The organism is Streptomyces sp. NRRL F-4489 (assembly GCF_001509485.1).
GTDB lineage: Bacteria > Actinomycetota > Actinomycetes > Streptomycetales > Streptomycetaceae > Streptomyces.
In genome coordinates, this window is the sequence record NZ_LLZI01000101.1 from 51,464 (window position 1) to 77,348 (window position 25,885).

23 protein-coding genes and 2 pseudogenes are annotated in these 25,885 nt (G+C 76.2%); 11 read left to right on the forward strand and 14 right to left on the reverse strand.

The annotated features are described in order from the left end of the window. The first annotated feature begins 47 nt into the window (after positions 1-47). On the forward strand, positions 48-1,115 hold the full coding sequence (gene hemE / locus ADL22_RS10145; protein WP_066975982.1) for a uroporphyrinogen decarboxylase: 1,068 nt from the start codon (positions 48-50) through the stop codon (positions 1,113-1,115). A 29-nt stretch (positions 1,116-1,144) separates the two neighbouring features. On the opposite strand, the gene ADL22_RS10150 is transcribed toward hemE, so the two are convergent. From ADL22_RS10150 to ADL22_RS10165, 4 genes are all read right to left on the reverse strand, one after another. After that, entirely contained in the window at positions 1,145-2,530 is a 1,386-nt protein-coding gene (locus ADL22_RS10150; protein WP_066975985.1) for an FAD-dependent oxidoreductase, read from the reverse strand. A 187-nt stretch (positions 2,531-2,717) separates the two neighbouring features. After that, positions 2,718-4,175, reverse strand: a complete 1,458-nt coding sequence (locus tag ADL22_RS10155) for an aldehyde dehydrogenase family protein (RefSeq protein ID WP_066975987.1) — start codon at positions 4,173-4,175, stop codon at positions 2,718-2,720. Between the two features lie 221 nt (positions 4,176-4,396). Continuing rightward, on the reverse strand, positions 4,397-5,605 hold the full coding sequence (locus ADL22_RS10160) for a thiolase family protein (RefSeq protein WP_066975989.1): 1,209 nt from the start codon (positions 5,603-5,605) through the stop codon (positions 4,397-4,399). Positions 5,606-5,742: 137 nt separating this feature from the next. Next, positions 5,743-6,816, reverse strand: a complete 1,074-nt coding sequence (locus tag ADL22_RS10165; protein ID WP_079063995.1) for a DUF4349 domain-containing protein — start codon at positions 6,814-6,816, stop codon at positions 5,743-5,745. Between the two features lie 234 nt (positions 6,817-7,050). Between ADL22_RS10165 and hemG the strand changes: the two genes are divergently transcribed. Continuing rightward, the gene (hemG, locus tag ADL22_RS10170) at positions 7,051-8,505 is read left to right on the forward strand and encodes a protoporphyrinogen oxidase (protein ID WP_066975993.1); all 1,455 of its coding nucleotides are present in this window, start codon (positions 7,051-7,053) and stop codon (positions 8,503-8,505) included. 2 nt (positions 8,506-8,507) lie between these two features. Then, positions 8,508-9,245 carry a hydrogen peroxide-dependent heme synthase gene (gene hemQ / locus ADL22_RS10175; RefSeq protein WP_066975995.1) on the forward strand — a complete coding sequence of 246 codons (738 nt, stop codon included), beginning with the start codon at positions 8,508-8,510 and terminating at the stop codon, positions 9,243-9,245. Positions 9,246-9,321: 76 nt separating this feature from the next. On the opposite strand, the gene ADL22_RS10180 is transcribed toward hemQ, so the two are convergent. From ADL22_RS10180 to ADL22_RS10200, 5 genes and pseudogenes are all read right to left on the reverse strand, one after another. Then, positions 9,322-11,040 carry an alpha/beta hydrolase gene (locus ADL22_RS10180; RefSeq protein WP_234430626.1) on the reverse strand — a complete coding sequence of 573 codons (1,719 nt, stop codon included), beginning with the start codon at positions 11,038-11,040 and terminating at the stop codon, positions 9,322-9,324. Between the two features lie 144 nt (positions 11,041-11,184). After that, positions 11,185-11,970, reverse strand: a complete 786-nt coding sequence (locus ADL22_RS10185; RefSeq protein ID WP_066976000.1) for a TIGR04222 domain-containing membrane protein — start codon at positions 11,968-11,970, stop codon at positions 11,185-11,187. Positions 11,971-12,099: 129 nt separating this feature from the next. Further along, positions 12,100-13,486, reverse strand: a pseudogene (locus tag ADL22_RS10190) (DUF692 domain-containing protein). A 184-nt stretch (positions 13,487-13,670) separates the two neighbouring features. Then, a complete protein-coding gene (locus ADL22_RS10195) occupies positions 13,671-14,360 on the reverse strand; it encodes a LysE family translocator (RefSeq protein ID WP_066976002.1) in 690 nt (229 codons plus the stop codon). Positions 14,361-14,369: 9 nt separating this feature from the next. Continuing rightward, positions 14,370-14,780: a winged helix-turn-helix transcriptional regulator gene (locus tag ADL22_RS10200; protein WP_066976003.1), complete on the reverse strand. Its 411-nt coding sequence runs from the start codon at positions 14,778-14,780 to the stop codon at positions 14,370-14,372. A gap of 59 nt (positions 14,781-14,839) precedes the next feature. Between ADL22_RS10200 and ADL22_RS10205 the strand changes: the two genes are divergently transcribed. Continuing rightward, complete coding sequence (locus ADL22_RS10205; RefSeq protein WP_066976005.1) at positions 14,840-15,448, forward strand: NAD(P)-dependent oxidoreductase; 609 nt, start codon at positions 14,840-14,842, stop codon at positions 15,446-15,448. After that, positions 15,445-15,888, forward strand: coding sequence for a nitroreductase/quinone reductase family protein (locus tag ADL22_RS10210; protein ID WP_066976007.1), 444 nt, complete (start codon positions 15,445-15,447; stop codon positions 15,886-15,888). The genes ADL22_RS10205 and ADL22_RS10210 overlap by 4 nt, the downstream gene beginning before the upstream one ends. 59 nt (positions 15,889-15,947) lie before the next feature. Here the strand turns inward: ADL22_RS10210 and ADL22_RS10215 are convergent, their stop codons facing one another. Continuing rightward, positions 15,948-17,099 carry a hypothetical protein gene (locus tag ADL22_RS10215; RefSeq protein WP_066976009.1) on the reverse strand — a complete coding sequence of 384 codons (1,152 nt, stop codon included), beginning with the start codon at positions 17,097-17,099 and terminating at the stop codon, positions 15,948-15,950. A gap of 212 nt (positions 17,100-17,311) precedes the next feature. Between ADL22_RS10215 and ADL22_RS10220 the strand changes: the two genes are divergently transcribed. Then, positions 17,312-17,758, forward strand: a complete 447-nt coding sequence (locus ADL22_RS10220) for a DUF4232 domain-containing protein (protein ID WP_420711551.1) — start codon at positions 17,312-17,314, stop codon at positions 17,756-17,758. A gap of 56 nt (positions 17,759-17,814) precedes the next feature. On the opposite strand, the gene ADL22_RS10225 is transcribed toward ADL22_RS10220, so the two are convergent. Next, positions 17,815-18,582, reverse strand: coding sequence for a peptidyl-tRNA hydrolase (locus ADL22_RS10225; RefSeq protein WP_066976011.1), 768 nt, complete (start codon positions 18,580-18,582; stop codon positions 17,815-17,817). A gap of 227 nt (positions 18,583-18,809) precedes the next feature. On the opposite strand from ADL22_RS10225, the pseudogene ADL22_RS33745 reads away from it, so the two are divergent. Both ADL22_RS33745 and ADL22_RS10235 read left to right on the forward strand, forming a co-directional pair. Next, a pseudogene (locus tag ADL22_RS33745) lies at positions 18,810-19,772 on the forward strand (ABC transporter ATP-binding protein); the annotation flags it as partial. A 215-nt stretch (positions 19,773-19,987) separates the two neighbouring features. Beyond that, entirely contained in the window at positions 19,988-20,668 is a 681-nt protein-coding gene (locus ADL22_RS10235; RefSeq protein WP_234430628.1) for an ABC transporter, read from the forward strand. A 158-nt stretch (positions 20,669-20,826) separates the two neighbouring features. Here the strand turns inward: ADL22_RS10235 and zapE are convergent, their stop codons facing one another. Continuing rightward, complete coding sequence (zapE, locus tag ADL22_RS10240; protein ID WP_420711552.1) at positions 20,827-21,957, reverse strand: cell division protein ZapE; 1,131 nt, start codon at positions 21,955-21,957, stop codon at positions 20,827-20,829. Between the two features lie 67 nt (positions 21,958-22,024). Between zapE and ADL22_RS10245 the strand changes: the two genes are divergently transcribed. The 3 genes from ADL22_RS10245 to ADL22_RS35215 all read left to right on the forward strand — a co-directional run bounded on the left by ADL22_RS10245 (position 22,025) and on the right by ADL22_RS35215 (position 23,999). Beyond that, the gene (locus ADL22_RS10245; protein WP_234430629.1) at positions 22,025-22,960 is read left to right on the forward strand and encodes a pyrimidine reductase family protein; all 936 of its coding nucleotides are present in this window, start codon (positions 22,025-22,027) and stop codon (positions 22,958-22,960) included. A 168-nt stretch (positions 22,961-23,128) separates the two neighbouring features. Then, the gene (locus ADL22_RS10250) at positions 23,129-23,623 is read left to right on the forward strand and encodes an indole-3-glycerol phosphate synthase (RefSeq protein ID WP_066976012.1); all 495 of its coding nucleotides are present in this window, start codon (positions 23,129-23,131) and stop codon (positions 23,621-23,623) included. A 172-nt stretch (positions 23,624-23,795) separates the two neighbouring features. Then, a complete protein-coding gene (locus ADL22_RS35215; protein ID WP_066976014.1) occupies positions 23,796-23,999 on the forward strand; it encodes a hypothetical protein in 204 nt (67 codons plus the stop codon). A 70-nt stretch (positions 24,000-24,069) separates the two neighbouring features. Here ADL22_RS35215 and ADL22_RS10260 read toward each other — a convergent pair whose 3' ends face one another. Beyond that, entirely contained in the window at positions 24,070-24,756 is a 687-nt protein-coding gene (locus ADL22_RS10260; RefSeq protein WP_066976016.1) for an ABC transporter ATP-binding protein, read from the reverse strand. After that, complete coding sequence (locus ADL22_RS10265; protein ID WP_066976018.1) at positions 24,753-25,832, reverse strand: ABC transporter permease; 1,080 nt, start codon at positions 25,830-25,832, stop codon at positions 24,753-24,755. Before ADL22_RS10265 ends, ADL22_RS10260 begins: the two co-directional genes overlap by 4 nt. Positions 25,833-25,885: the final 53 nt, after the last annotated feature.

Consider the following 25,885-nt stretch of genomic DNA (forward strand, 5'->3'; position numbering starts at 1 on the left):
CGTCGCCCATTCGGAGGTGCCGCGGGGAGCGTGCGAAGATTTGCCGCGTGAGCGCCAACGACGCCCCCAAGGGCCAGCAGCAGACCGCTACGTACGACTCGGCATTCCTCCGGGCCTGCCGGCGCGAGCCGGTGCCGCACACGCCGGTGTGGTTCATGCGCCAGGCCGGGCGTTCGCTGCCCGAGTACCGCAAGGTCCGCGAGGGCATCGCGATGCTCGACTCCTGTATGCGGCCCGAGCTGGTCACCGAGATCACGCTGCAGCCCGTCCGCCGGCACGGCGTGGACGCCGCCATCTACTTCAGCGACATCGTGGTGCCGCTGAAGGCCATCGGCGTCGACCTCGACATCAAGCCCGGCGTCGGCCCGGTGGTGGCCGACCCCATCCGCAGCCGCGCCGACCTGGAGCGGCTGCGTCCGCTGGACCCCTCCGACGTCCCCTACGTCACCGAGGCCATCGGCCTGCTCACCCGCGAGCTCGGCGCCACCCCGCTCATCGGCTTCGCCGGCGCCCCGTTCACCCTCGCCAGCTACCTCGTCGAGGGCGGCCCGTCCCGCAACCACGAGCACACCAAGGCCCTGATGTACGGCGACCCGCAGCTGTGGGCCGACCTGCTCGACCGGCTCGCGGACATCACCGCCGCCTTCCTGAAGGTCCAGATCGAGGCCGGCGCGAGCGCCGTGCAGCTCTTCGACTCCTGGGTCGGCGCGCTCGCCCCGGCCGACTACCGGCGCTCGGTGCTGCCGGCCTCCGCCAAGGTCTTCGACGCGGTCGCCTCCTACGGCGTCCCGCGCATCCACTTCGGCGTCGGCACCGGCGAGCTGCTGGGCCTGATGGGCGAGGCCGGCGCGGACGTGGTCGGCGCGGACTGGCGGGTGCCGCTGGACGAGGCGGCCCGCCGGGCCGGCCCCGGCAAGGCGATCCAGGGCAACCTCGACCCGGCCGTCCTCTTCGCCCCCCGGGAAGCCGTCGAGGCCAAGGCCCGCGAGGTCCTGGACACCGCCGCCGGCCTCCCCGGCCACGTCTTCAACCTCGGCCACGGCGTCCTGCCGGACACCGACCCGGACGCGCTGACCCGCCTCGTGGAGTACGTCCACACCCAGACCGCGCGCTGAGGGCGGGCGGGGGCGTAAGCCCGTACGGGTCAGGCCCCCGCCGCCCGCACCGCCGCGGCGGCCTTGCGGGCCGCCACCAGCACCGGGTCCCACACCGGCGAGAACGGCGGCGCGTAGCCGAGGTCGAGCGCGGTCATCGCCTCCACCGTCATCCCGGCGGTGAGCGCCACCGCGGCGACGTCCACCCGCTTGCCCGCGCCCTCCCGCCCGACGATCTGCACGCCCAGCAGCCGGCCGGTGCGCCGCTCGGCGAGCATCTTGACGTGCATCGGACGGGCGCCCGGGTAGTAGCCGGCGCGGCTGGTCGACTCGATGGTGACGGCCGTGAAGCGGAGCCCCGCCGCCCGCGCCTGGCTCTCCAGCAGCCCGGTGCGGGCGATCTCCAGATCGCAGACCTTGCTGACGGCGGTGCCGACGACCCCGGGGAAGGTGGCGTAGCCGCCGGCCACGTTGGCGCCGATGACCTGGCCGTGCTTGTTGGCGTGGGTGCCCAGCGGGATGTGCCGGGGCTCGCCGGTGATCAGATCGCGCACCTCGACGCAGTCGCCGCCGGCCCAGACGTTCTCCTGGCCGGCGACCCGCAGCGCCAGGTCCGTGCGCAGGCCCCCGGACGCGCCCAGCGGCAGCCCGGCCGCCTTGGCCAGCGCGGTCTCCGGGCGCACGCCCATCCCCAGCACCACGATGTCGGCCGGGTACTCGGCGTCCTCGGTGGCCACCGCGCGGGCCCGCCCGCCGTCGCCGGTCAGCACCTCGGTGACCTGCGCGCCCGTCACCACCTCGATGCCCATCCCGCGCATCGCGGTGTGCACCAGCGCGCCCATGTCCGGGTCGAGCGTGGACATCGGCTGGTCGCTCTTCTCCAGCACCGTCACCTCGTACCCGCGGTGGACCAGCGCCTCGGCCATCTCCACGCCGATGTAGCCGGCGCCGATGACCACCGCCCGGCGGCCCGGCGCGCCCGCCAGCCCGCGCAGCACCGCCTGCCCGTCGTCCAGCGTCTGCACGCCGTACACGCCCGGGGCGTCGATGCCCGGCAGCGGCGGGCGCAGCGGCCGCGCCCCGGTGGCGAGCACCAGCTTGTCGAAGCCGGTCCACTCCTCCCGGCCGCCGTCGTCCAGCGCCCGGGTGCGCACCCGGCCCCGGTCCAGGTCCAGCTCGGTGACCTCGGTGCGCAGCCGCAGATCGATGTCCCGGGACCGGTGCTCCTTGGCGGTCCGGGCGATCAGCGCGTCCGGCCCGTCCACCGCGCCGCCGACCCAGTACGGGATCCCGCACGCGGAGTACGAGGTGAAGTGGCCCCGCTCGAACGCGGTGATGCGCAGCGCGTCCGGGTCCTTGAGCCGGCGGGCCTGCGAGGCGGCGGCCATGCCCGCCGCGTCACCGCCGATGACCACGAGCCGCTCGGGGGCCGCCATGAGGGGTCCTTTCGTCGGGGGTGTGTGCGCTTGCGTGGGGGTGCGGGCGCTTCGGTTCGTTTGGGTTCGTTTGCGTACGCAGGTGATCGTTACCGCTCGGTGGTGGTGGTATACGTGCGGGTTTCGCCCAGTTTCATGATCGCGGACCGGGGCCGGGCGCGCACCGCCGACCGGACCGGCGGCGGGGTCAGAACGGGTAGCCGGCCGGGGTGGCGCGGACCGTCGTCCAGCGGGTCTCGGTGAACGCGTCGAGGTTGGCCGCCCCGCCGAAGCGGGAGCCGGTCCCGGAATCGGCCAGTCCGCCGAACGCCGCCACCGGCTCGTCGTTCACCGTCTGGTCGTTGATGTGCAGCAGCCCGGTCGGGATCCGGTCGGCCAGCTCCAGGGCGCGGGCCGCGTCCCGGGTGACGATGCCCAGCGCCAGCCCGTAGGCGGACTCGTTGGCCAGCGCCACCGCCTCGTCGAGGTCCCGGAAGGCCCGGACCGGCGCCACCGGGCCGAACACCTCCTGCCCGTAGGCGGGGCTGGCGCCCACCGTGCCCGGACCATCGGCGGCCGGGCGGGCGTCGGCGAGCACCGTGGGCCGGTAGAACAGCTCCTCGTGGGTGCCGCCGGCGGCGATCCGGACGCCCGCCGCGGCGCTCTCCCGTACCAGCGCGTCGATCTTCCCCAGCTGTCCGCGGTCGATGACCGGGCCGAGGTGGACCTCCGCGCGGAACGGGTCCCCGACCGTCAGCGCGTCCGCCTTCGCCGCCAGCCGCTCCACGTACTCCTCGTAGCGAGCGGCGTGCACCAGGTGGCGGCCGGCCGTCATGCACACCTGCCCCTGGTGGAAGAAGGACGCCCAGGCGGCGGTGGACATCGCGGCGTCCAGATCGGCGTCCTCCAGGACGAGGAAGGCGCTGTTGCCGCCGAGCTCCAGGTGGGCCCGCTTCAGGTGCCGGGCCGCCAGCTCGCCGACGCTGCGGCCGGCCGCGGTCGAGCCGGTGAACGAGATGATCCGCACCCGCGGGTCCTCGACCAGCGCCCGCCCGGCGTCCGCGCCGCCCGGCAGTACGTGCAGCAGCCCTTCCGGCAGCCCGGCCTCGGCGAACACCGCCGCCAGGACGTGCCCGCCGCACACCGCCGTCCGCGGGTCCGGCTTGAGGGCGACGGCGTTGCCCAGCGCCAGGGCCGGGGCCACCGAGCGCATGGCCAGGACGAGCGGGACGTTGAACGGCGCGATCACGCCGACCACCCCGGCCGGGATCCGGGTGGTGAACGACAGCCGGGGCGCGCCCGAGGGCAGCACCTCGCCGAGCGGGCGGTGGGCCAGCGCGGCGGCCTCGTAGCACTCCTCGGCCGCGGTGCGGATCTCGAACTCGGCCTTGCCGCGGACGCTGCCGGCCTCCCGTACGAGCCATTCGCCGATCTCCGCGGCGTGCCGGTGGATCAGATCGCCGGCCCGGCGCAGCACCGCGGCCCGCTCGGTGTACGGTCTGCGCGCCCAGTCCCGCTGCGCCGCCGCGGCCGCGACCGCGGCGTCCGCGACATCGGCGGGCGCGGCCAGCGTCAGCTCGCCCAGCACCGCGCCCGTCGCGGGCTCCACCGCCTCGGCCGGACCGCCGCGCAGGGAGTTCCAGTCCTTGGGTTCGAGCAGGGCCATCGCGCCAACCTCCGGGAGAACGGGGACAGTTGGTCAACCACCTTTGATCAACGGGGACGGTTGACCGAAGGGGTGGTTGATCAACGGGAGTGGTTGATCAAGGGGAGTAGTTGATTGCTGGACGAGTGTGCCCGATGGCGGCGCCGGGCGCGCGCCGAAACGGGGAACCGGCGCGCGGTTCACAGCGCGCGCCCCGGCTCCCCGGCGTTCCGTCCCGCCCCTCAGCGCTCCAGTACCAGCGCCAGGCCCTGGCCGACGCCGATGCACAGGGCCGCCAGGCCGGTGCCCGCGCCGCGGGCGGCGAGCTGGTGGGCGACCGCGCCGGCGAGCCGGGCCCCGGAGGCGCCCAGCGGATGGCCGATGGCGATGGCGCCGCCGCGCGGATTGACCAGCGTGGGGTCGAGTTCCGGCCACTGGGCGAGGCAGCCCAGCGCCTGGGCCGCGAACGCCTCGTTCAGCTCGCAGACCGCGAGGTCGCCGAAGCCCCGCCCGGCCCGGACCAGCGCCCGGCGGACCGCCTCGACCGGCCCCAGCCCGAACAGCTGCGGCTCGATCCCGGTCACCGCGCTGGCCCGGATCCGGGCCAGCGGCTCGCGCCCGGTGGCCCGCAGCCCTTCCTCGCTCACCAGGAGCAGCGCCGCGGCGCCGTCGTTGAGCGGGGAGGAGTTCCCGGCGGTGACCGTGCCGCCCTCCGGCCGGAAGACCGGCTTCAGCTTCGACAGCGCGCCGAGCGAGGAGTTCTCCCGGACCGTCTCGTCGCGGAGGAGGTCCACGTCGGGCAGCGGCACCACCTCGGCGTCGTAGGCCCCCGCCGCCCAGGCCCGGACCGCCTTCTGATGGCTGGCCAGCGCGAACACGTCCTGCTGCTCCCGGGTGATGCCGTGCGTGTCGGCGACCAGCTCGGCGCCCTCGCCCAGCGACACCGTCCACTCCGGGGCCATCCGCGGATTGACCATCCGCCAGCCGAGCGTGGAGGAGAACATCTCCTGATGGCCCGCGGGGAACGCCCGGTCCGGTTTGCGCAGCACGTACGGCGCCCGGCTCATCGACTCCACCCCGCCGGCCAGCGCGATCTCCGCGTCGCCGTGCGCGATGGCGCGGGCCGCCTGGATGACCGCCTCCAGGCCGGACCCGCACAGGCGGTTGACCGTGACGCCCGGGACGGTCGCCGGCAGCCCGGCCAGCAGCACCGCCATCCGCGCCACGTTGCGGTTGTCCTCGCCCGCGCCGTTGGCGTCGCCGAAGTACACGTCGTCGATCCGGGCCGGGTCGAGCCCGGGGGTGCGGTCGACCAGGGCGCGCACCACGTGGGCGGCGAGGTCGTCGGGGCGGATGCCGGCCAGCGCGCCGCCGTATTTGCCGACCGGTGTCCGTACCGCGTCGACGATGTAGACGTCCCGCACGGTCTCACCCGCGTGTGGCTCGGTCATCAGGCTGCGTCCTCGCTGTCGTCGCGGTCCGGCGCCGCGCGCGCTGCGCGGGCCGTCCTCGCGGTACCGGGCTCGGGCGGCGGACGGACGAAGATCGCCGCCCGCCGCCCCGAGTCTTTGCCCGCCGCCGCCCGCTGTCAACGGGGTGATCGGTCACCCTGGGGCTCGCCGGGGGCGGGGGCCTCGTGCGGCGTCATGGGCTGGTCGGCCGTCCGGTGCTCGGCGGGCGTGCCGGTCGCGCCGGGCGTCCCGGGGCCGTTCGCCGCCCCGCCCCGCTTCCCCCGCGCCCGCCGCCGCGCGCCTCCCGGGAGGCGCCCCCGCACCGCCCGCCACAGCGCGTACAGCCCCCCGCCCGCCAGCGCGAACGGCAGGACCGCCGCGAGCGCCACCAGGACCCAGCGGGCCGCGCCGGTGAAGGCGTGCCAGGCGTCCGCGAGCGCGTCGCCGAACGAGGTGCCGCGGTCCGGCGACGGATCCTCGGTCGCGCCGGGCTGCCGCAGCAGCAGCGTGACGGTGGCCGCGCCGGTGCTGTCCTTCAGGGACGCGAGCTGGGCCTCCAGGGACTCCAGGTTCGCCTCCCGGCTGCTCAGTTCGGCCTCCAGGGCGGTGATGTCGCTGATCGAGGACGCGCGGTCCATCAGCGCCCGGATCCGCTCGACGCTGGCCCGCTGGGACTTCACCCGGCTGTCGGTGTCCACCACCTGGTCGGTGACGTCCTTGGCCGCCACCTCGCGGGCGAGCACCGTGCCGAGCCCGGACAGCCGCTTGAGCAGCGCGTCGTAGTGGTCCGGCGGCACCCGCAGCACCAGCTTCGAGCGGTCCCGGCCGTCCGGGTCGCGGTCGGTGGTCTCGTCCGCCGCGTATCCGCCCGCGTCGGTGGCGGCGGCGCGGGCCCGGGCCAGCGCCCCGGCCACATCGCCGGTCCGCACGGTGAGCGTCGCGGTCCGTACGATCCGCGCCGCCTTGGCCCGTACGGCCGAGGGCGTGGCGCCGGCGCCCGGGCCGGCCGTGCCCGCCCGGGCGCCCGGCTGCTGCGGGGCGGCGGCGCCCGCGCCCGGTCCGGCCGCCGCGTCGGCCGTCGACGTCCGCCCGCTCGCCCCCGAGGAGCAGCCCGCCGCCGCCAGCGACACCGCCAGCACCAGCACCGTCGCCCCGCCGACCCGCCGCGCCCCCGGTGGCCGCCCGCCGCGCTGTCCCCGTATGCCCCGCATGTCCGTGGTTCCCCTTCCGTAGGCGACCGCCGGGGCGGGCGGCATACGGGCCGCCGGTCCCAACGGGCCGTATTCCATTGCCGCTTCGACGGCGGAGCCCGCCCGGCGGTTGCGCGTCGTGGATCTCGAAGAGGTCACGGCCGGACGGCCCCCGCGCGCGGCCGGACGCCCCCGGCGGCCCGCGCCCCGGGACCGCCCCGGAGGCGCCCTGACCTCCTCTGAGACAGTGGACGCATGAGTACAGCGCACACCGGTACGGGCCCGGAGCCCGGTCATGTCGTGGTCATCGGCGGCGGGATCGCGGGGCTGGCCGCCGCGCACCGGCTGCTGGCGGGCGGTGCCCGGGTGACCCTCGTGGAGTCCTCGGACCGGCTCGGCGGCAAGCTGCTGGCCGGTGACATCGCGGGCGTACCGGTCGATCTCGGCGCCGAGTCGATGCTGGCCCGGCGGCCGGAGGCGGTCGAGCTGGCGCGGGCCGTGGGGCTCGGCGAGCGGCTCCAGCCGCCCGGCACCGCCACCGCCGCCCTGTGGACCCGCGGCGCGCTGCGCCCGATGCCCAAGGGCCATGTGATGGGCGTCCCCGGCGACCTCGCGCCGCTCGCCGCCTCCGGCGTGCTCTCCCCGGAGGGCCTGGCGCGCATCGAACGGGACCGGACGCTGCCGGACACCGAGACCGGCGACGACATCGGCGTCGGCGAGTACGTCGCGGCCCGGCTGGGCCGGGAGGTCGTCGACCGGCTCGTCGAGCCGCTGCTCGGCGGGGTCTACGCCGGCGACGCGTACCGCATCTCGATGCGCGCCGCCGTCCCGCAGCTGTTCGAGGCGGCGCGGCGCGGCGGCTCGCTGATCGAGGGCGTCCGCGAACTCCAGGCGCGTGCCGCGGCCGACGTCGCCGAGGGCATGGCCGCCACCGGCCCGGTCTTCATGGGCCTGGCCGGCGGCATCGGCACCCTGCCCGGCGCGGTCGCCGACGCCGTGCGCCGGGCCGGCGGCGCGATCCTGCCGCGCACCCCGGTGCGCGAGCTGCGCCCGGACGGCGGCGGCTGGCAGATCCTCGCCGGCGACCGGACGCTCACCGCCGACGCGGTCGTCCTGGCCGTGCCGGCGCCCGCCGCGGCCGGCCTGCTCCGCCCCGCCGCCCCGGCCGCCGCCGGGGTCCTGGACGCCGTCGAGTACGCCTCGATGGCGCTGGTCACCATGGCCTTCCGCCGCGCCGACCTGCCCGCCGTGCCCGGCGGCAGCGGCTTCCTGGTGCCGCCGGTCGACGGCCGCCGGATCAAGGCGTCCACCTTCGCCAGCAGCAAGTGGAACTGGATCGCCGAGGCCGGCCCGGACCTCTTCGTCCTGCGCACCTCCGTGGGCCGCTACGGCGACGAGGCCGATCTCGCGCGGGACGACGCGGACCTCGTCGGGCTCTCCCGCGCCGACCTCGCCGAGGCGGTCGGCCTGACCGCCCGCCCGGTGGCCGCCACGGTCACCCGCTGGGACGCCGGGCTGCCCCAGTACACCGTCGGCCACGTGGACCGCGTCGCCCGGATCCGCGCGGCGGTCGCCGGCCTGCCCGCCCCGCTGCGGGTCTGCGGCGCGCTCTACGACGGCGTGGGCATCCCGGCCTGCGTCGGCTCGGCCCGGCGGGCCGCCGACGAGATCCTGGGGACCCTCCCGGCGGGTTCCGCGGGCGGCGAGTGAGAATGGAAGGCATGACAGACGCTTCCACCCCCGCTCCCGAAAAGATCCCCCACGCCGGCAAGAAGGCCAAGGACCTCAACGAGGTCATCCGCTACACCCTCTGGTCGGTCTTCAAGCTGCGCGATGTGCTGCCCGAGGACCGGGCCGGCTACGCCGACGAGGTCGAGGAGCTGTTCGAGCAGCTCGCGGCCAAGGACGTCGTGGTCCGCGGCACGTACGACGTCTCCGGTCTGCGCGCCGACGCCGACGTGATGATCTGGTGGCACTCGGAGAGCTCGGACGCGCTGCAGGACGCGTACAACCGCTTCCGCCGCACCCGCCTGGGCCGCGCGCTGGAGCCGGTCTGGTCGAACATGGCGCTGCACCGCCCCGCCGAGTTCAACAAGTCGCACATCCCGGCCTTCCTCGCCGACGAGCGGCCCCGCGACTACGTGAGCGTCTACCCCTTCGTGCGCTCCTACGAGTGGTACCTCCTCCCCGACGAGGACCGCCGCCGGATGCTCGCCGACCACGGCAAGATGGCCCGCGGCTTCCCCGACGTCCGCGCCAACACCGTCCCCTCGTTCTCGCTCGGCGACTACGAGTGGATCCTCGCCTTCGAGGCCGACGACCTCTACCGCATCGTCGACCTCATGCGCCACCTGCGCGGCTCCGAGGCCCGCCGGCACGTCCGCGAGGAGATCCCGTTCTACACCGGCCGCCGCAAGGCCGTCTCCGAGCTGGTCGCCGGCCTGGCCTGACGGCCCCGGTAACGGCGGACGGGCGGGTCGCCCCCTGGGGGACGGCCCGCCCGTCCGGCATTACCGGAAGGGGCGGCTACTTCCCCTTCATCCCCTTCACCGGCTGCACCAGCGCCTGCCGGGCCCGCTGCGGCGACTGCCCCGGTACGGGCTCGGCGCGCGGTGCGCAGTACACCCGGTGCCCGGGCACCTTCCCGTGCAGCAGATACGCCTCGACGTACTTGTTCACACAGGCGTTGTCGCCGAGCGCGATGCCGTGCGTGCCCGCGCCGCGCTCGGTGACCAGGGACGAGCCGGCCAGCCGCCGCTGGAGCTCCAGCGCCCCCGGGTACGGGGTGGCCGCGTCCCGCTCGGCGGCCAGCAGCAGCACCGGCGGCAGCGCGCCGGGCTCGGTGCGGACGTCCAGCGGACCGCGCTGCCCGTGCAGCGCGTCGTCCAGGTCGGTGGCGGCGGCGCGCCGGGAGGCGTCCGCCAGCTCACCGGCGGCCGGTGAGCCGCCGGGGGCGCGGTGGGCGGTGTGCCGGACCGCGTCGGCGAGGTCGTGCGCCGCCAGCTCCCGGCGGTCCGGCCAGAACGCGCACGGCAGGTTCATCCACACGTTGTCCCAGGTCTCGAACGGCGCGGTGCGGGCCAGCGCGGTGTTGTCCCGGTCCCAGGTCCGCCAACTGCGCGGCCAGGCCGCGTCGTTGCACTCCACGGCGGTGTAGACGGCGTTGGCGTTCTCCTCGGCCCGGCCGTCGCCGCCGGGCATCGCCTGGGCGATCAGCGGCCGGGCGTCGCCGCGGCTGAACTTCGCCAGCGCCTCGGCGCGCATCGGCCAGAACGCGTCGTTGTAGCCGGTCTTCAGGAACGCCGACTGGAGCTGGCCGGGCCCGATCCGCCCGTTGACCGGCTTGCGGCGCACCCGCTCCAGCGCGCCGTCGTACGCCCGCTGCACGGCCTGCTCGGTGGTGCCCAGGTGGTAGGTGGCGTGGTGCTTGGCGACCCAGCGCAGCCAGTCGTGCCAGCGGCGTTCGAAGGCGGTGCTCTGGTCGAGGTTGTTGCGGTACCAGATCTGCCTCGGCTCGGGGTTGACCACGCTGTCGAAGATCATCCGGCGGACGTGGCCGGGGAACAGCGTCGCGTACACCGCGCCGAAGTACGTCCCGTAGGACGCGCCCATGAACGTCAGCTTCTTCTCGCCGAGCGCGGCCCGCAGCATGTCCAGATCGCGGGCGTTGTTGACCGAGTTGTAGAATGGCAGGTCGGCGCCGGCCCGCTGGGCGCAGCCGCGCGCGTACGCCCGGGCCTCGGCCACCTTCTGCCGCTTGAAGGCTTCGCTGGGGTGGCGCGGGCTGTCGGTGGGCGCCTGGGCGAACTCCTTGGGGTCCTGGCAGGACAGCGGCGCGCTGCGGCCCACGCCCCGGGGCGCGTAGCCGACGAAGTCGTAGGCGCGGGCGGCGCGGTGCCAGGTCGGCAGCGTCCCGTAGAGCGGGAACTGCATGCTGGAGGCGCCGGGGCCGCCGGGGTTGAAGACCAGCGCGCCCTGCCGCTCGCGGGGCGCGGTGGCCCGGGCCCGGCTCACCGTCAGCTTGATCTTCTTGCCGTTGGGGCGCGCGTAGTCGAGCGGCACGGTCAGGGTGCCGCACTCGACGCTGGGCGGGAGGTGCTCCACGGCCGCGCACCGGCCGAAGGTGAGGGGGTGGACGGGGGCGGGCGGCGCCGCCGGGTCGCGGACGGCACCGCCGGCCGGTGCGGAGGCCAGGCCGGACAGGACCAGCGACCCGAGGGCGCCGTACAACGCAAGTGCTCTCACGAGCCGTCCCTTCGTATGGTGCGTGGTGCGCGGTGCGCCGGCTCCCGTTCGGGGCGCGCTGCACTGGGCCGCACGGTGGGCATACAAAAGGGATAGTTGGGCCGATTGGTGGCGAAGTAAAGCACCGGACGGCGGTGTCGGGCGCTATGCCCCGGAAGAGTGGAGCGCCGCCCGCAAACCCGGATCGGCCAGCGCCTCGGGCCCGTGCAGCGCCAGCCCCGCCAGCCCGGCCGGCGCCGGCTCCGGTCTCTCCGGCCCGCCGGACCGCCCGTCCCGCAGCAGCGCCCGGCCGGCCTCGGTGGCCCAGCCGGTGTACGGGTGGGCCTCGGCGCGAGCGACGGCCCAGGTGCCGAGGGTCAGCACCAGGGGGAGCGCGAACCACGCCAGCACCACCCGGTTGTCCGCCCCCGGCGGCGCCATCCAGTACGTCGCGCCGGCGGCCAGCAGCACCACCAGGGCGGCGACCCGCACCTGGCGGACCGCCGCGCCGATGCCCGTACGGGTCGCGGCGGGCAGCGCGAGCCCGGCGCGCACCAGCCGGTCGGCCAGCCCGCGGACCGCGTCGGCGGTGGCCAGGGCGTGCCGTACGGCCGGTATGCGGCGCTGCCCGCCGGGGCCTATCGCGGTGAGCGTGGCGCGCTCGACCGGGTCGTGGCCGACCGGGTCGACGACGGTGGCCCAGCCGGTGTGGGCGAGGTGCAGCCGGCGCTGATGGGCCATCAGGACCAGGACGACATCGGCGAGCCGGTGCGGGCCGCCGGAGAGGTACGCCGTCTCGTACAGCGTCAGCCCGCCGGGCACCGGCCCGGACTCCGGCGGGGCGTCCGGCGCGCGGTGCGCGGCCAGGCCCGCGGCGAGCGCCCGGCGGCAGACCCGGACGCAGGAGACCACCGCCGCGACCCAGGCGAGAAGAAGGAAGAGGAGCCACATGGCGCAGGTTCTACGGGACGCGGGGGCCGGCCGCTATTAGGTATCTCACGATGCGGATGGTGGGGGCGTGTGCTGCGGTAACGGGGGTGGTGGGGTGGGGGTTGGGGCGAGTGCTTGCGCCGCGGGCTACTACGGGCTCACGCGGTGCTGCCGGAGGAGTCGGAGGGGCCGGAGGGGGCGCGCCCGGTGGAGTGCGGCGCGGGCCAGGCGGGCGGCGGCGCGTCCGGAGGGCGGGCGCGGGCCGGAGCGGTCGCGCCACCAGCGGGCCAGCTCCCGCCGGGCCGCCCGGTCCACCGGGCGCTTCCGGGCCAGCAGGAACGCCGCGAAGTCCAGGGCGTCCTGGCGGTAGCCGCCGCGCATCGGGCGGTGCCGGGCGTACTCGAGGAAGGCCGTCCGGTAGTCCGCGCCGAGCAGGTCCGGCAGCTCCGGCGCCACCTTGGCGACCACCCCGGCCCGTTTGGCGGCCAGCGCCCGGCTCTGCACCCGCAGCCGGGCCCGGTCGAACCCCTCCGGCACCGGCGTCCCGGCGACCAGCGCGGACAGCAGCGCGGTCTGGGCGAGGGCCAGCCGGTGCCGGGCCGGGTCGGTAGCGGTTCCGGTCCCGGCCCCGGTTCCTGGTTCCCCGGCCGCCGTCCCCGGGCCTGTGGCCCCCGCCGCCTCCCCGGCCGCCGTCTCAGACTGCCTCGACATGCCGGGCCCCCTCCACCACACCGCGGATCGCGTCGAGTTCGGCGGCCAGCGCGCCGCCGGCCGGGAAGTCGTCGTCGCGTTCCAGCAGTACGCCGGGCGGTTCCGTCCGGGCGCACAGCTCCGCCAGGACGTCCAGCACCGGCCGGGTCACCGGGTGGGCGTGGCTGTCGTGCCAGACCCCGTCCCGTTCGACGCCGCCCGCGACATGGACGTACGCCAGCGCCTCCAGCGGCAGCGCGTCCAGCGCCTCGGCCGGGTTCTCGCCGCGGTTGACGTGGTTGGTGTGGAGGTTGGCGACGTCGATCAGCAGCCCGACGCCGGTCCGCGCCACCAGCTCCGCCAGGAACTGACCCTCCGTCAACTCCTCGTCCGGCCAGGAGAACAGCGCGGCGATGTTCTCCAGCGCCAGCGGCACCGGCAGCGCGTCCTGGGCGATCCGCACGTTCTCGCACAGGACGTCCAGCGCGTCGCGGGTGCGGGGCACCGGGAGCAGGTGCCCGGCCTCCAGCACCGGGGACGCGGTGAGCGGGCCCCCGGCCCGTACGAACGCGATGTGCTCGGTGACCAGCGGCGCGTCCAGTGCGGTGGCCCGCTCGGCGAGCGCGGCCAGCCGCCCGGGGTCGGGGCGGTCCGCGCCGCCGAGGCCGAGCGAGACCCCGTGCGGGACCACCGTCGTCCCGCGCGTCCGCAACTCCCGCAGCGCATCGGGCAGATGGCCCGGGCAGACGTTCTCGGCCACCACCTCCACCCAGTCGATGCCGGGCAGGGCGGCGATCTCCGCGGCGATCTCCGGCCGCCAGCCGATTCCGGTCCCCAGGCGCCGCACGGCTCCCCCTCTCGCTCCCGTGGTCGGGATACTGCTTGCCGCGCGGACGCCGGGTAATCGCCCAACGGCGCGGTTCAGAGCTCGATTTGAGCTTCGGTTGCCGGATCGTCCGGTCGTGGTGCGGGCGGGGGCCGGCGGGTGATGCGGGGCGGTTCGCCGCGGTCCCGTCGCGCCGGGCCGGGCGTCAGCGGGCGGCCTCCAGCCCCACCGCCGCGCCCAGCGCGACCAGCACCCCGCCGGTCGCCTGGTCCAGCCGCCGCCGGACCCCCGGGCGCTGGAGCACCGCCCGGGCCCGGTGCACCGCGAGCGTGATACCGCCCAGCCACAGCACGCCCAGCGCCGCGTGCACCGCCACCAGCAGCAGTGTGGTGCCGACCACCGGGGCGCCGTGCGGGATGAACTGCGGCAGGAGGGAGAGGTAGACCACACCGACCTTGGGGTTGAGGACGTTGGTCAGCAGCCCGGTGCGGAACGCCCGCCCCGGACCGACCGGGACGGCGGCGGACCCGGCCGGTGCCTCCCCGCCGGCCGGACCGGCCGGCGCGGCCCCGGCGGCCCCCCGCTCCACCGTGCCCTCCCCGGCCCGCTGCCGCCGGGCGGCCCGCAGCGCCTGCACGCCGAGCCAGACCAGATACAGCGCCCCGGCCACCCGCAGCGCGTCGTACGCGGCCCGCGAGGCGGCCAGCATCGCCGTCAGCCCGGCCGCCCCGGCCAGCCCCCAGACGAAGCACCCGGTGGCGATGCCCAGCGCACTGCACAGCGCGGCCCGCCGCCCGGAGCCGAGCGCGGTCCGCAGCACCACGGCGAAGTCGGGGCCGGGCGAGATCGTCAGCAGCGCGGCCACCACGGTGAAGCCGATGAGCGAGGTCAGCATGGCCACACGCTACGACCCGCCGCGCACACGGCCCCCGGCGGGTGCGGTGCCCTGCTCGTGGGCGTCGATCAGCTCGTCCCAGTGGTCCCGCGTCCACGCGCACGCCGCGTCCAGCGGCCCCAGCAGACCCCGGCCGAGCGGCGTCAGCGCGTACGCGACCCGGCGCTCCGCCCCGCCGTACTCCTCCCGCGCGACGAACCCGGCCCGCTCCAGCCCGCGCAGGGACTGCGTCAGCGACTTGGCCGTGACACCGCGCAGCGGCACCTTCAGTTCCGAGAACCGGCGCGGGCCGCCCTCCAGGCACCGCAGGACCATCCCGGCCCACTTGTCGCCCACTCGGAACGGCGCCAGCGGGGACGGGCAGACGGGGTCGAACAGCTCGGGGTCCAGCGGCGCCCGTTCGGCCAACGGCTTCGTCATGTCCACACCGTAAGGCCGGTATCCGATCGGTAACCAGCCATCGGCCTACGCTCCCGGGCATGGCAGCACATCACAGCGGAATCGCCGTGTTCGGAGCGGGCGGCCGGGTGGGCCGGGCGGCCGTGGCGGAGGCCCGGCGGCGGGGCCGCGCGGTCACCGCGGCCGGACGGGCCGACGGGGACGTGACGGACCCCGGGGCCGTGGCGCGGCTCGCCGCCGGCCACGACGCGGCGATCGTCTCCGTCCACGCGCCGGGCGCACCCCCCGGCGACTTCTTCCCCGCCGTCGCCCGCGCCCTCGCGGAGGGCGGCCTCCCGGCCGCGGGCGTGAAACGGCTGGTGGCGGTCGGCCTGGCGTCCGTCCTCCCCACCGCGTCGGGCGACTTGCTCATGGACACCCCCGGATACCCCCAGGAATGGCGGGAGTTCTACCTCGGCCACGGCGCCGGCAACGAGGCACTGCGGGCGGCCGCCCCGCACACGCTGGACTGGCTGGTCCTCAGCCCGGCCGGCGACTTCGACCACGAGGGCCAGCCGTCGGGCCGCTACGCGTTCGCCCCGGCCGCCGCCGGCAGCCGGATCACCCCGGGCGACTTCGCCCGCGCCCTGCTGGACGAGGCCGAGGCCCCGACCCTGCACCGTACGCCCGCGGGGGTGGCGGCCGGATGACGCGCGCGGTCCACGACAGCCCGACTCCCTGGGTCGCCGCCCACATCCGCCGCTTCGAGGAGACCGGCGGCCGCCCCCGCCCCGGGATGAACGACCTCCTGCTGACCACCCGGGGCCGCCGGTCCGGCCTGCCGCGCCGCACGGCTCTGGCATACGTCCGGGCCGGGGACGCGTACGTCCTGACCGCCTCCAACGCGGGCGCGGACCGCCATCCGGCCTGGTACCTGAACCTGCTCGCCACCCCCGACGTCACCCTCCAGGTCGGTCCGGCCGCCTTCCCGGCCACGGCCCGGCCGGCCACCGCGGCCGAGGCGGCCCGCCTCCGGCCGCTCGTCATCGCCGCGATGCCCTCGTACGCGGCCTACCGCACCACGACGACCCGGGACATCCCCCTCGTCCTGGCCACCCCGGCGGCGCAGACGGACTCCCTCCCGACCTGACCTACCTGAATCCTGCATCCTGCATCCTGCATTGTGAACCCTGAATCCTGAATCCTGAATCAGGAGGAAGACGCCCGGCCGCCCACCAACTGCTCGATCGCGGCCAGCATCTTCTCCACCGCGCCGGGCTCGGCGGCCAGGGCCGCCACCGGCACGGACGGCCATCCGCCGTACCCCGACGCCCGCTGCTTGGCCAACTTCTCCCCGAGCCCGCCCACGGCCGGCAGGGCATCCGCGAAAGCGGCGGCCGCGCCGATTCCGAACCGCCTGGTAATCGCCCCGAAACTGAACGAGAACTGCTCCTCCGCCGGGCCGTCGTACAAGGAGAGCGTCCCGACCGGCAATTCCCCTTCCGCCGTCCGGTAATAGACATTCATGCTCGGGTATGTGGCGGTGCCGCCCACCAGGCGGCCATGCGCCTCCGCGTGGTCGAGCAGCAGCCGCGCCGCCCGGCGCACCTCCGGAGCGCACCGGCCCTCGAGCGCCGCGTCGATCTCCGCCCGGGTCCTCTTCCGCTGCGGACCGCGCTGCCGGGGCGGAGCCTTCGCCGCGCCGGCGACGTCTCCGTGTATGCGGGGGACGAGTACGCGCAGATCGCCGCTGCCCTTGTACTGGGTCAACTCGACCGCGTACACATCCGTCTGCCGCAGCTGCCCGTTCAGGAATTCCACGATCGCCCGCAGTTCCACCGGAATGCGGTCGGCCACGAATACCAGCCGCATCTGCCCGGCCGACAGACGTTCCTCCACCAGCGCCCAGAATTCCTCCGGAGCCCGCTCCCCGAGCAGTTCGCCATACGCCTCCTCCAGCGGCCGGCCATCGGCCTGGCACGTCTCCTCGAAAGCGCGCTGGAGCAGGGCGGCCGGCCAATAGCGGGCGCCGTTGGCGGCGTAATCGAGCATCTGGCCCACGACTTCGCGGCGTATGCGGGTGTCGCCGGCCCGCTTGACCTCCACCAGGGTCGGTACGCCGTCCGCGTCGACGAAGAGATGGTCCAGCCAGTACGCCGGGCCGCTCTCCGTACTCGTGGCCACACCCATCTCGCGGGCCACCAGCGTCAGCCGCAGCGGCTGCCCGTCCGCCAGCCGTCCGAAATCCAGCACCCGGGGATGCCGGGCCAGGAGCTGCTGGAACTCCTCCTCCGTCTCGAACCCGGCGGGCTCCAGTGCCTGGAGGCCGTCCCCCAGGACGAATACCGGCTGCTCGCTCATGCGCTGCGTCCCCCTCTGGTCCGAATGACCGCGGTCGGCCATCGCTTACCTGCGGATCTCTTCTCGGAGGTCCTCTCGGATCTCTACGGACTTCATAGCGGATGGCACTGACAACGCGGCGGGAACGGGGGCCAGTTCGTCCGGGCACGGGTGCGTGTGACGCGTTTGTGACCGGAATTATCCTCCATCACGCGCGGGCGGCTCGTGCCCTGGTGAGGCGATCGGATGCGAAGAGCCATGTCCCTCTCGTCGGTCGTCGCCGCGACCGCAACTGCGGCACCCGCCCGTACACCCTTGAGGGCTACCCGCTGCTGGAACTCCTGGACGGCGACCTCCGACCCGTCCACGGCATCACCCTCCTTCACGGCAGCGGCGAGATCACCACCGGCGACGGAACCGACGAGCGGCCCCGGCCCGTCACGCTGGCACCCGGCGGGTCGGCGACCGCCGGCCTGGTGTGGCGCAACACCACGGAGTCCGGTACGCCGGTGAACGTCCCGCAGGTACGGGTCCGGGCGAAGGCCGGCGCCGATCCGGTCATCGTGACCCCGCACCTAGACCTGGGAACGACGGGCAAGCTCGGGGTCAAACCGTGGGTCCGGGCGAAGCCCGCGCCGACCGGCCGGGCAGGCGGGCGCGGGCCCGGCACGGTCGGGTGAGCGATGCTCCCGGCGGCTGCGGCTGCGGCTGCGGCGGTGGGGGGCGGTGGCCGCGGTCAGCGGGCGGTCGGTATCGCCGAGCCGCGCAGGGACGGATGGTCGGCGATCACGGTGCAGGAGCCGGGGGCGATCTCGGTGAAGCCGGCGTCGCGTACGACCGGCAGGCCGCTGGTTGTCAGGGGCTGCCAGGCCGCGGGCGGGGCGGTCCGGACGGCCAGGGGGAAGGCGGCCGCGTGCCACGCCTCCCGGTCGGCCGCGGACAGGGCCCACCAGGCCAGCTGCGCGCCGTGCCCGGCCTGCGCCATGGCCTTGCCGGCGGACATCTCCAGCTCGGGGTTGAGCCAGAGCACCGGCGCCGCGGCGGGCGGCTGCCCGGGCGGCCGGGGGTCGTCCAGCTCCGTCCCGGAGACCTGGAGTTTGGCCAGTTCCTTGGGCCAGCCGTCCAGCGGCACCGGTGGGAAGATCCGCACCTCGGCCGTGCGGCCGGTGACCGTCAGGCCCGGCAGCGCCGCGGCCCGCCGCCACTCGGCGCCGCGCGCCCGCCGCACCACCTTCCGTATCCGGGAGTCCTGCCAGTCCCGCACCGCTCGCGCCCACTCGCCGCTTCCCGTGGCGCGCTCGTCGGCGAGCAGGGTGAGCACCGCGCGGGCGGCGGTCTCCAGGGCGTCCGTCCGCTCCGGCGGCGCGGTCCGCTCCAGTCGGACCACGAGCGGCAGCACGTACTCCGGCGCCGCCGCCGCGGGCTCGCGCGCCGCGCCGCCGTCGCGCGGGCCGCTGTGAGGGCTGTCGTCGCCGGCCGGGCCGGCGGTCTCGGTACTGGTCACGCGATCAAGTCTGCCAGCCGCCACTGACAGCGCCCCGTGCCCGCCCGCGCCGCCCGCCGCCGGACCCGCCCCCGGCGCCGCGCCGCGCGCCCGCCCCGGCTACCGTTCGACCGGCAGCGGGACGCGGGGACCGGGACGTGGGGACCGGGGCGCGGGCTCCGCGGCGTTGGGGACAGGCACCGGGGGAGGGGCGGCGGATGCCGGGGCGGCAGCAGGTGGCGCAGCGGATGCGGCTGGAGGGGGTGGGCCGGCGCTACGGCCTGCGCGGGCCCTGGATCCTGCGGGAGGTGCGGCTCGACGTGCCGGCCGGCGCGCTGGTGCGCGTCGAGGGCGCCAACGGCAGCGGCAAGTCCACCCTGCTGCGGCTGCTCGCCGGGCTCGACCGGCCCACCACCGGCCGGATCACCGGCCGCCCGCGGACCGCCTACGTGCCCGAACGCTTCCCGGCCGCCCTGCCGTTCACCGCCGCCGGCTACCTCGCCCACCTGGGCCGCGTCCACGGTCTGCGGACCCCGGAGGCGGCCCGCCGCGCCGCCGCGTGGCTGGAGCGTCTCGGCGCCGCCGGGCACGCCAGGACGCCGCTGGCGGAGCTGTCCAAGGGGACCAGCCAGAAGGTCGCGGTCGCCCAGGCCCTGCTGGCCGAGCCGGAGTTGCTGGTCCTGGACGAGGCGTGGACCGGTCTGGACCCGGCCGCCCGGGACCTCCTCGACCGCGCGGTCGCCGAACGCGTCGCGGCCGGCGGCACCGTGGTCTTCGTGGACCACGACCCGCACCGGCTGGCCGGGGCCGAGAGCGCCCGCTACCGGGTCGAGGACGGGCGGCTGCGCCCGGTACCGCCCGGTGCGGCCGCCGAGCCGGAGGGCGCTGCGGATGCGGCGGACGCGGCGGATGCGGTGGCCCCATGGGGCCCGGAGGACGTGGCGTACCCGGTGGAGGCCGTGGATGCGGTGGGCCCGGTGGACGTTGCGGAAGCTGTGGACGCGGGCAACCCGGCCGGTCACCGCGGCCCGGTGGCCGTCATCGAGGCCGAGGGGCCGCCGGGCAGCCCGCCGCCCGCGGCCCTGCCGGGCGCCCCGGAGACCGCGCCCGGCCCCGGTGGCACGACCCTGCTGACCGTCCCGGCCGCGCACTCCGACGCCCTGCTCCGGGCTCTGCTCACGGCGCACCCGCCCTGGCACATCCGCACGGTCACCGCACCGGGCCCGCCGCCCGGCCCGCAGGCCCCCGGTTACCGGCCGCCGGGCACCCGTACGCCCGACCACCACCACGGCGCGCCCGGACCGCGCACCCCCGGACCGCGCACCCCCGGCCACCGGCCGCCGGGTCCGCCCGCGCCCGTTCACCTTCCGCCCGGCTCCCGTAAGGCCGGTCCCGGAACGACCGCCCCCGGAGAGCACCCCCGCCCATGACCGCCTCCCTGACCGCGCTGGTCCGCTACCAGGCGGCGCTGCTGGCCCGTTCGCACCGCTGGCTGCCGCCGTTCCTGGTGTACGCGGCGTTCCTCGCCATCGGTGTCCAGGCCGGCGGCCCCCTCCTGGACGCGTACGGCTACGCCGCCGCAGGGCTGCTGCCGGCCACCGTCTGGCTGACCCGGATCTGCGCCACCAACGAGCCGCCCGCCGCCCGGAGTTGCGCCGCCGCGGCCGCCGGACCGGGCCGGGCGCAACTGGCCGCGCTGCTCACCGCGGCCGGTGCCGCGCTGCTCCTCGCGCTCGCCGGGGCGGCCTTCGTGGCGCTGCTGTCCGACCCGTATTCCGCCGGCCACCGGACCGCCGTCCCGGTGGGGCCCGCGGCCGGCGCCGGGCTGCTGACCGCGCTGGTCTGCCTGCTGCTGGGGAGCGCGGCCGGCGCGCTGTGCTCCTGGCCGGTGCTGGGCCGCTCCGGGTGGGGCGTGCCTACCGGGCTGGTCGCCGCGCTGCTGCTCCTGGTGGTGGGCGCCTCGCCCGCGAACGCCGCGCTGACCGGCATGATCACCGGTTCGCAGCGCGGCACCGTCCTCGTGCCCTGGCTGCCGTTCGCCGCCGCCCTGCCGCTGGCGGCCGCCGCCGCGGCCCTGTCCTGCGCCCTCGCGGCCCGGCGGGGCTGACCCCGATGCCGGGCCGCGGCTGATCCGACCCGGCTGGCCGACGCGATCCCGTACGGCCCGGTGGCCGCCGGACCACCCGCCCCGGCTACCGGGAGCGCACCCGAGCCGCCGTACGGACCGGCGAACCGCCCCCCGGGCCGGCGAACCGCCCTACGGGCCTACCCCACCAGCGTCTTGGCGTCCCGAGCCAGCGCCGTCAGGCGGGAAATCGCGCGGAAGTACTTCTTCCGGTAGCCGCCGTTGAGCATCTCGTCGCTGAACAGCTCGGCGAAGGGCTTGCCCGAGGCCAGCACCGGCACCTCGCGGTCGTAGAGCCGGTCGGCGAGCACCACCAGGCGCAGCGCGGTGGACTGGTCCGGCACCGCCTGGACGTCCGTGAGGCAGACCGCCGTGATCCCGTCGCACATCGCGCCGTAGCGGCTCGGGTGGACCGTCGAGAGGTGGTCCAGGAGGGCCGGGAAGTCGTCCAGGGAGGCGCCGGGGGTGCGGTGCGCCGCGCGGACCACCGCGTCCTGGTCGAACGGCGCGGGCGCCTCGGGCAGACCGCGGTGGCGGTAGTCCTCGCCGTCGATCCGCAGGGGGCGGAAGTGGGCGCTCAGGCCCTGGATCTCGCGCAGGAAGTCGGCGGCCGCGAACCGGCCCTCACCGAGCTTCCCGGGCAGCGTGTTGGAGGTGGCGGCCAGCGCGACACCGGCCTCGACCAGCTTGCCGAGCAGCGTGGAGACCAGCACCGTGTCGCCGGGGTCGTCCAGCTCGAACTCGTCGATGCACAGCAGCCGGTGGCCGCTGAGCGTCCGCACCGTCTGCTGGAAGCCGAGCGCGCCGACCAGGTTGGTCAGCTCGACGAAGGTGCCGAACGCCTTGTGCGCGGGGTCGGCGGGGGTGGCGTGCCACAAGGAGGCGAGCAGGTGGGTCTTGCCGACGCCGTAGCCGCCGTCCAGATAGACACCGCGCGGCCCCTTCGGGGCGGCGGGCTTCTTCGGCGCCCGGGAGAACCAGCGCCGCTTCCCGCCGGCGTCCGCGCCGGTCCCGCCACCGATACCGGCCGCGAAGCCGCGCAGGACCTCGACCGCCTCGGCCTGGCTGGGCTGCCCCGGGTCCGGGAGGTAGGTGTCGAAGCGGGCGCCCTGGAAGCGCGGCGGCGGCACCATCTCGGCGACCAGGCGCTCGGCCGGGACGTGCGGCGCGCGGGAGGTGAGCGCGGTGGGGGCCGCGGCGCCGTCCCCGCCGGCCGGGGGCGCGGCTATCGGGGCGGACGCGGACGAGGACGAGGGCTGGGAAGATGACACAGCCCTCCAGCCTAGTCGCTGCGCGGGGCCGCCCGGTCCGGTGAGCGAGGCATGTCACACTGCCGCCATGCGACGCCTGTTCCCCCTTCCCGCCCCGGCCACCACACCAGCCTCGTCCGCCGCATCCCCCTCGTCCGCCCCACCGGCCCCTTCGACCCCACCGGCCCCTTCCGCCCCACCGGCCTCGTCCGCCGCGGCCCCCGGTGGCACCGAGGGCGCGCCCCCCGGTGCCAACGGGAGCGCGGGCCCCGACCCGGCCACCGACCGCGAGTGGACGCTGGACGAGCTGGCCGACGCCTACGCGTACCCGGCGGCGGACGACCCGGTGCGGTCCGGCCGCCCCGGCTGGCTGCGCGCCAACATGGTGTCCTCCCTGGACGGCGCCGCCCACCACGAGGGCCGTTCGCACCCGCTCTCCGGGGACGCCGATATGCGGATCTTCGGGGTGCTGCGGGCGCTGTCGGACGCGGTCGTGGTGGGCGCGGAAACGGTCCGGCTGGAGGGCTACCGGCCGGCCCGGGCGCGGGCCGCGTTCGCCGCCCGGCGGGCCGCCGCCGGACAGGGCCCGGCGCCCGCCATCGCGGTGGTCACCGCCGGCCTGGGGCTGGACTTCACCCTGCCCCTGTTCACCGAGCCCCTGGTGCCCACCCTGGTGCTGACCGGCGCCGGCGCCCCCGAGGAGCGGGTGCGGGCGGCCCGCGCGGCGGGCGTCGAGGTGCTCTTCGCGGGCGAGGGCACGGGCGTCGATCCGGCGCGGGTGGCCGAGGTGCTGGCCGCGAAGGGCCACACCCGGCTGCTGACCGAGGGCGGGCCGCGGCTGCTGGGCCAGTTCGCGGCGGCCGGGGCGCTGGACGAGCTGTGCCTCTCGCTGGCCCCGGTGGTGACGGCCGGCGGCGCGCAACGGATCATGGACGGGCCGGCGGTGGCGGTTCCGGAGCGGTTCGCGCTGGTGTCCGTATTGGAGGAGTCCGGGTTCCTGTTCACCCGTTACCGCCGGAGCTGACGGGGGAGCTGAACGGCTTCGTCCCGCTCCGAAAAGAACGGAATTATCTGTTCCGCTTAGCTTCCTTTGGGCACACTAAAAGCCGACAGGCCCCGTGTGGCGACGGGGCAGGATGGTTTCTGTGGGCGCCGTGGCAGACGGTGCCGGAAGAGAAGAAGGGCGTCCGTCGTGTTCACGAGCGTATTGATGATCGAGAAGCCTCTGACGCCCGCCGACGTGGAGTTCGTCACCACCCTCCACGGCGACGACCAGGTCTCCTTCGTGGTCCTCATGCAGCCGCGCGGCAAACAGGACGTCCTGCTGCGGGCCATCGACGACGTCGCGCTGGGGGAGTTCGAGGACGCCGTGCGGGAGGGCGACGAGCCGGGCGGGGCGAGTGCGGTGGTGCCCGCCGAGGAGGGGCTGCGGCACACTCTGACGGCGCTGCGGGCCGCCGGCGCGGAGGCGGTCGGCCAGGTGGTCGAGGACCACCCGCTGGACCTGCTGAAGACCGTTGTGGACGAGACCGGCGCGGACGAGGTGATCGTGCTGACCACCCCGCACTTCGTCGAGGAGTTCTTCCATCGGGACTGGGCCTCCCGGGCCCGCCACAAGGTCGGCGTCCCGGTCCTGAAGCTGTTCTCGCACGCCGCCGACGACCAGCCGCAGGAGGCCGGCGGCTGAACCGCGCGCGGTCCGGCGCCCCTCCCGCCCCCGCCGTCAACCTGGCGCCCGCCTCCCACCCGAACGGGCGCGCTGCGGCTCACCGCCGCCCCGGATCGGTGCGTTCCTGGTCGAAAGCGACCCGTACGGCAGTACGGGCCGGACCACCGGCGTACCGAGGAAAGGGGTTGTCATGGCGGAGCAGCGGGAACCGGGCGCGGAGCGCGGCCGGGCGGAGGGCCGGGCCCGGCGCGGGCGGCGGAACCGGGACGAGGAGCGGACCCGCGACGAGGAGCACGGCACCGGCCCGGCGGCCCCGGACGCATCGGACCCCGGCGCGCCCGGAGGCCGCGCGCCCGCGAACCTGTTCCCGACCTTCTCGCACCGCGACGACTAGGGGAGCGCCCGGGGGCGCGTGCCCCGGGGCGTGCGGCGGGGTGCGCCCTCGGGCGCCGGCCCCAGGCCCCTCACCCCCGCACCTCCACCCCCGGCCGCAAGCGCCCGTCCCGCACCTCCGCCACCGCGTCCACCCCTTCCAGGTGGGCGCGGTCGTGCGTGACCAGGACCGTGGCGGTGCCCCGTTCGCGGGTGAGGCCGGCCAGCAGGTCCAGGACCGCGGCGCCCCGCTCGTGGTCCAGGGCGCTGGTCGGCTCGTCGACCAGCAGCACCGCCGGCTCGTTCATCAGGGCGCGGGCGATGTTGACCCGCTGGCGCTGGCCGCCCGACAGCTGGTGCGGCCGCCGCTCCGCCTGCGCCTCCAGGCCGACCGCCGCCAGCAGCTCCCGGGCCCGGGCCCGCGCCTTCCGGGGCGGGCGGCCGTCCAGGTGGGCCATCACCTGGAGCTGCTCGGCGGCGGTCAGCGACGGCAGCAGGTTCGGCTGCTGGAAGACCGTCCCGATGGTGGTCCGGCGCAGCGCCGTCAGCTCGGCGCGGCTCAGCCCCCCGGTGTCCGTGCCGTCGATCACCACCCGGCCGCGGTCCGGCCGGATCAGCGTGGCGGCGACCGCCAGCAGACTGGACTTGCCGGACCCGGACGGCCCGATCACCACCGTCAGGCGCCCCGCCGGCACGGTCAGCGAGACCGCGTCCAGCGCGGTCAGCCGGGTGTCGCCGTCGGGGTAGGTGAGGGTGACATCGGTCAGTTCGAGGCTCATCGGGCACTTCCCAGCGCGGTCAGCGGGTCGACGGAGGTGATGCGGCGGATGGACAGCGCGGCGCCCACGGCACCCAGCGCGATCATGATCAGGGCGGGCAGCAGCACGGTGGACGGGTCCAGCACGAACGGCACGGTGCCGCCCACCGCGGCGCCCACCCCGGCCGCCACCGCCGTCCCCAGGCCCGTCCCGGCCGCCAGCAGCACCACGGCCTGGCCGAGCGCGTCCCGCAGCAGATAGCGGGTGGAGGCGCCGAGCGCCTTGAGGACCGCCACGTCACCGCTGCGCTGGATCGTCCAGACCGTGAAGAACGCCCCGATGACCAGCGCCGAGATCGCGAACAGGAAGCCCCGCATCAGCTGCAGCGAGCCGTTCTCGGCGCTGTACGAGCCGATCGCCTGGAGCGCGTCGGCGGCGGCCACCGTACGGGTGCCGAGCCGGCGGTCGGCGGCGGCCAGCCCGTCCGTCCCGGTGGTGGACAGGGCGAGGACGGTCGCGCCCCCGGAGTCCGCGCCGCCGGAGAGCCGCTGCCAGTCGGCCAGCGAGGCCCACGCCACCGGGGTGTGGCTGTACATCGCCGCCCCCGTTACCGCCGACACCGCGACCGTACGGCCGCCCAGCGCCAGGCGGTCGCCGGCCCGTACACCGAGCGCCGCGGCGGCCTTCTGGGAGAGCGCCACCGCGCCGTCCCGCACCCCGGAGGCGGCGGGCGCCAGCCGGGAGCCGGGCCGCACCCCGAACACCGATACCGCCGCGGTCCGCCCGCCGGCCCCCTCGGCCTTCGTCGTGGCGATGCCCAACGGGTCGGCGTCCCGTACGCCCGGCACCCGGGCCCACTCCCGTACCGCGCGCTCCGGCAGCCGGGAGTCGGTGAACGACGGCTTGCCGTCCCCGGCCGGGGCGGCGAAGACCAGGTGGTCGGCGGGGAGCGCGGTGATCGCCGAGGTGTTCTCCCGGCCCAGGCCGGCGGTCAGGCCGGACAGCAGCCCCACCAGCACCGTGATCAGCGTGACGACGGTCCCCATCAGGGCGAACCGCCCCTTGGCGAATCTCAGGTCTCTCCAGGCGACGAACACGAAAACGCGGCCATCCTCGGGTCGGTGCCGGGCCCGCTGCCCGGCGGCTGGCC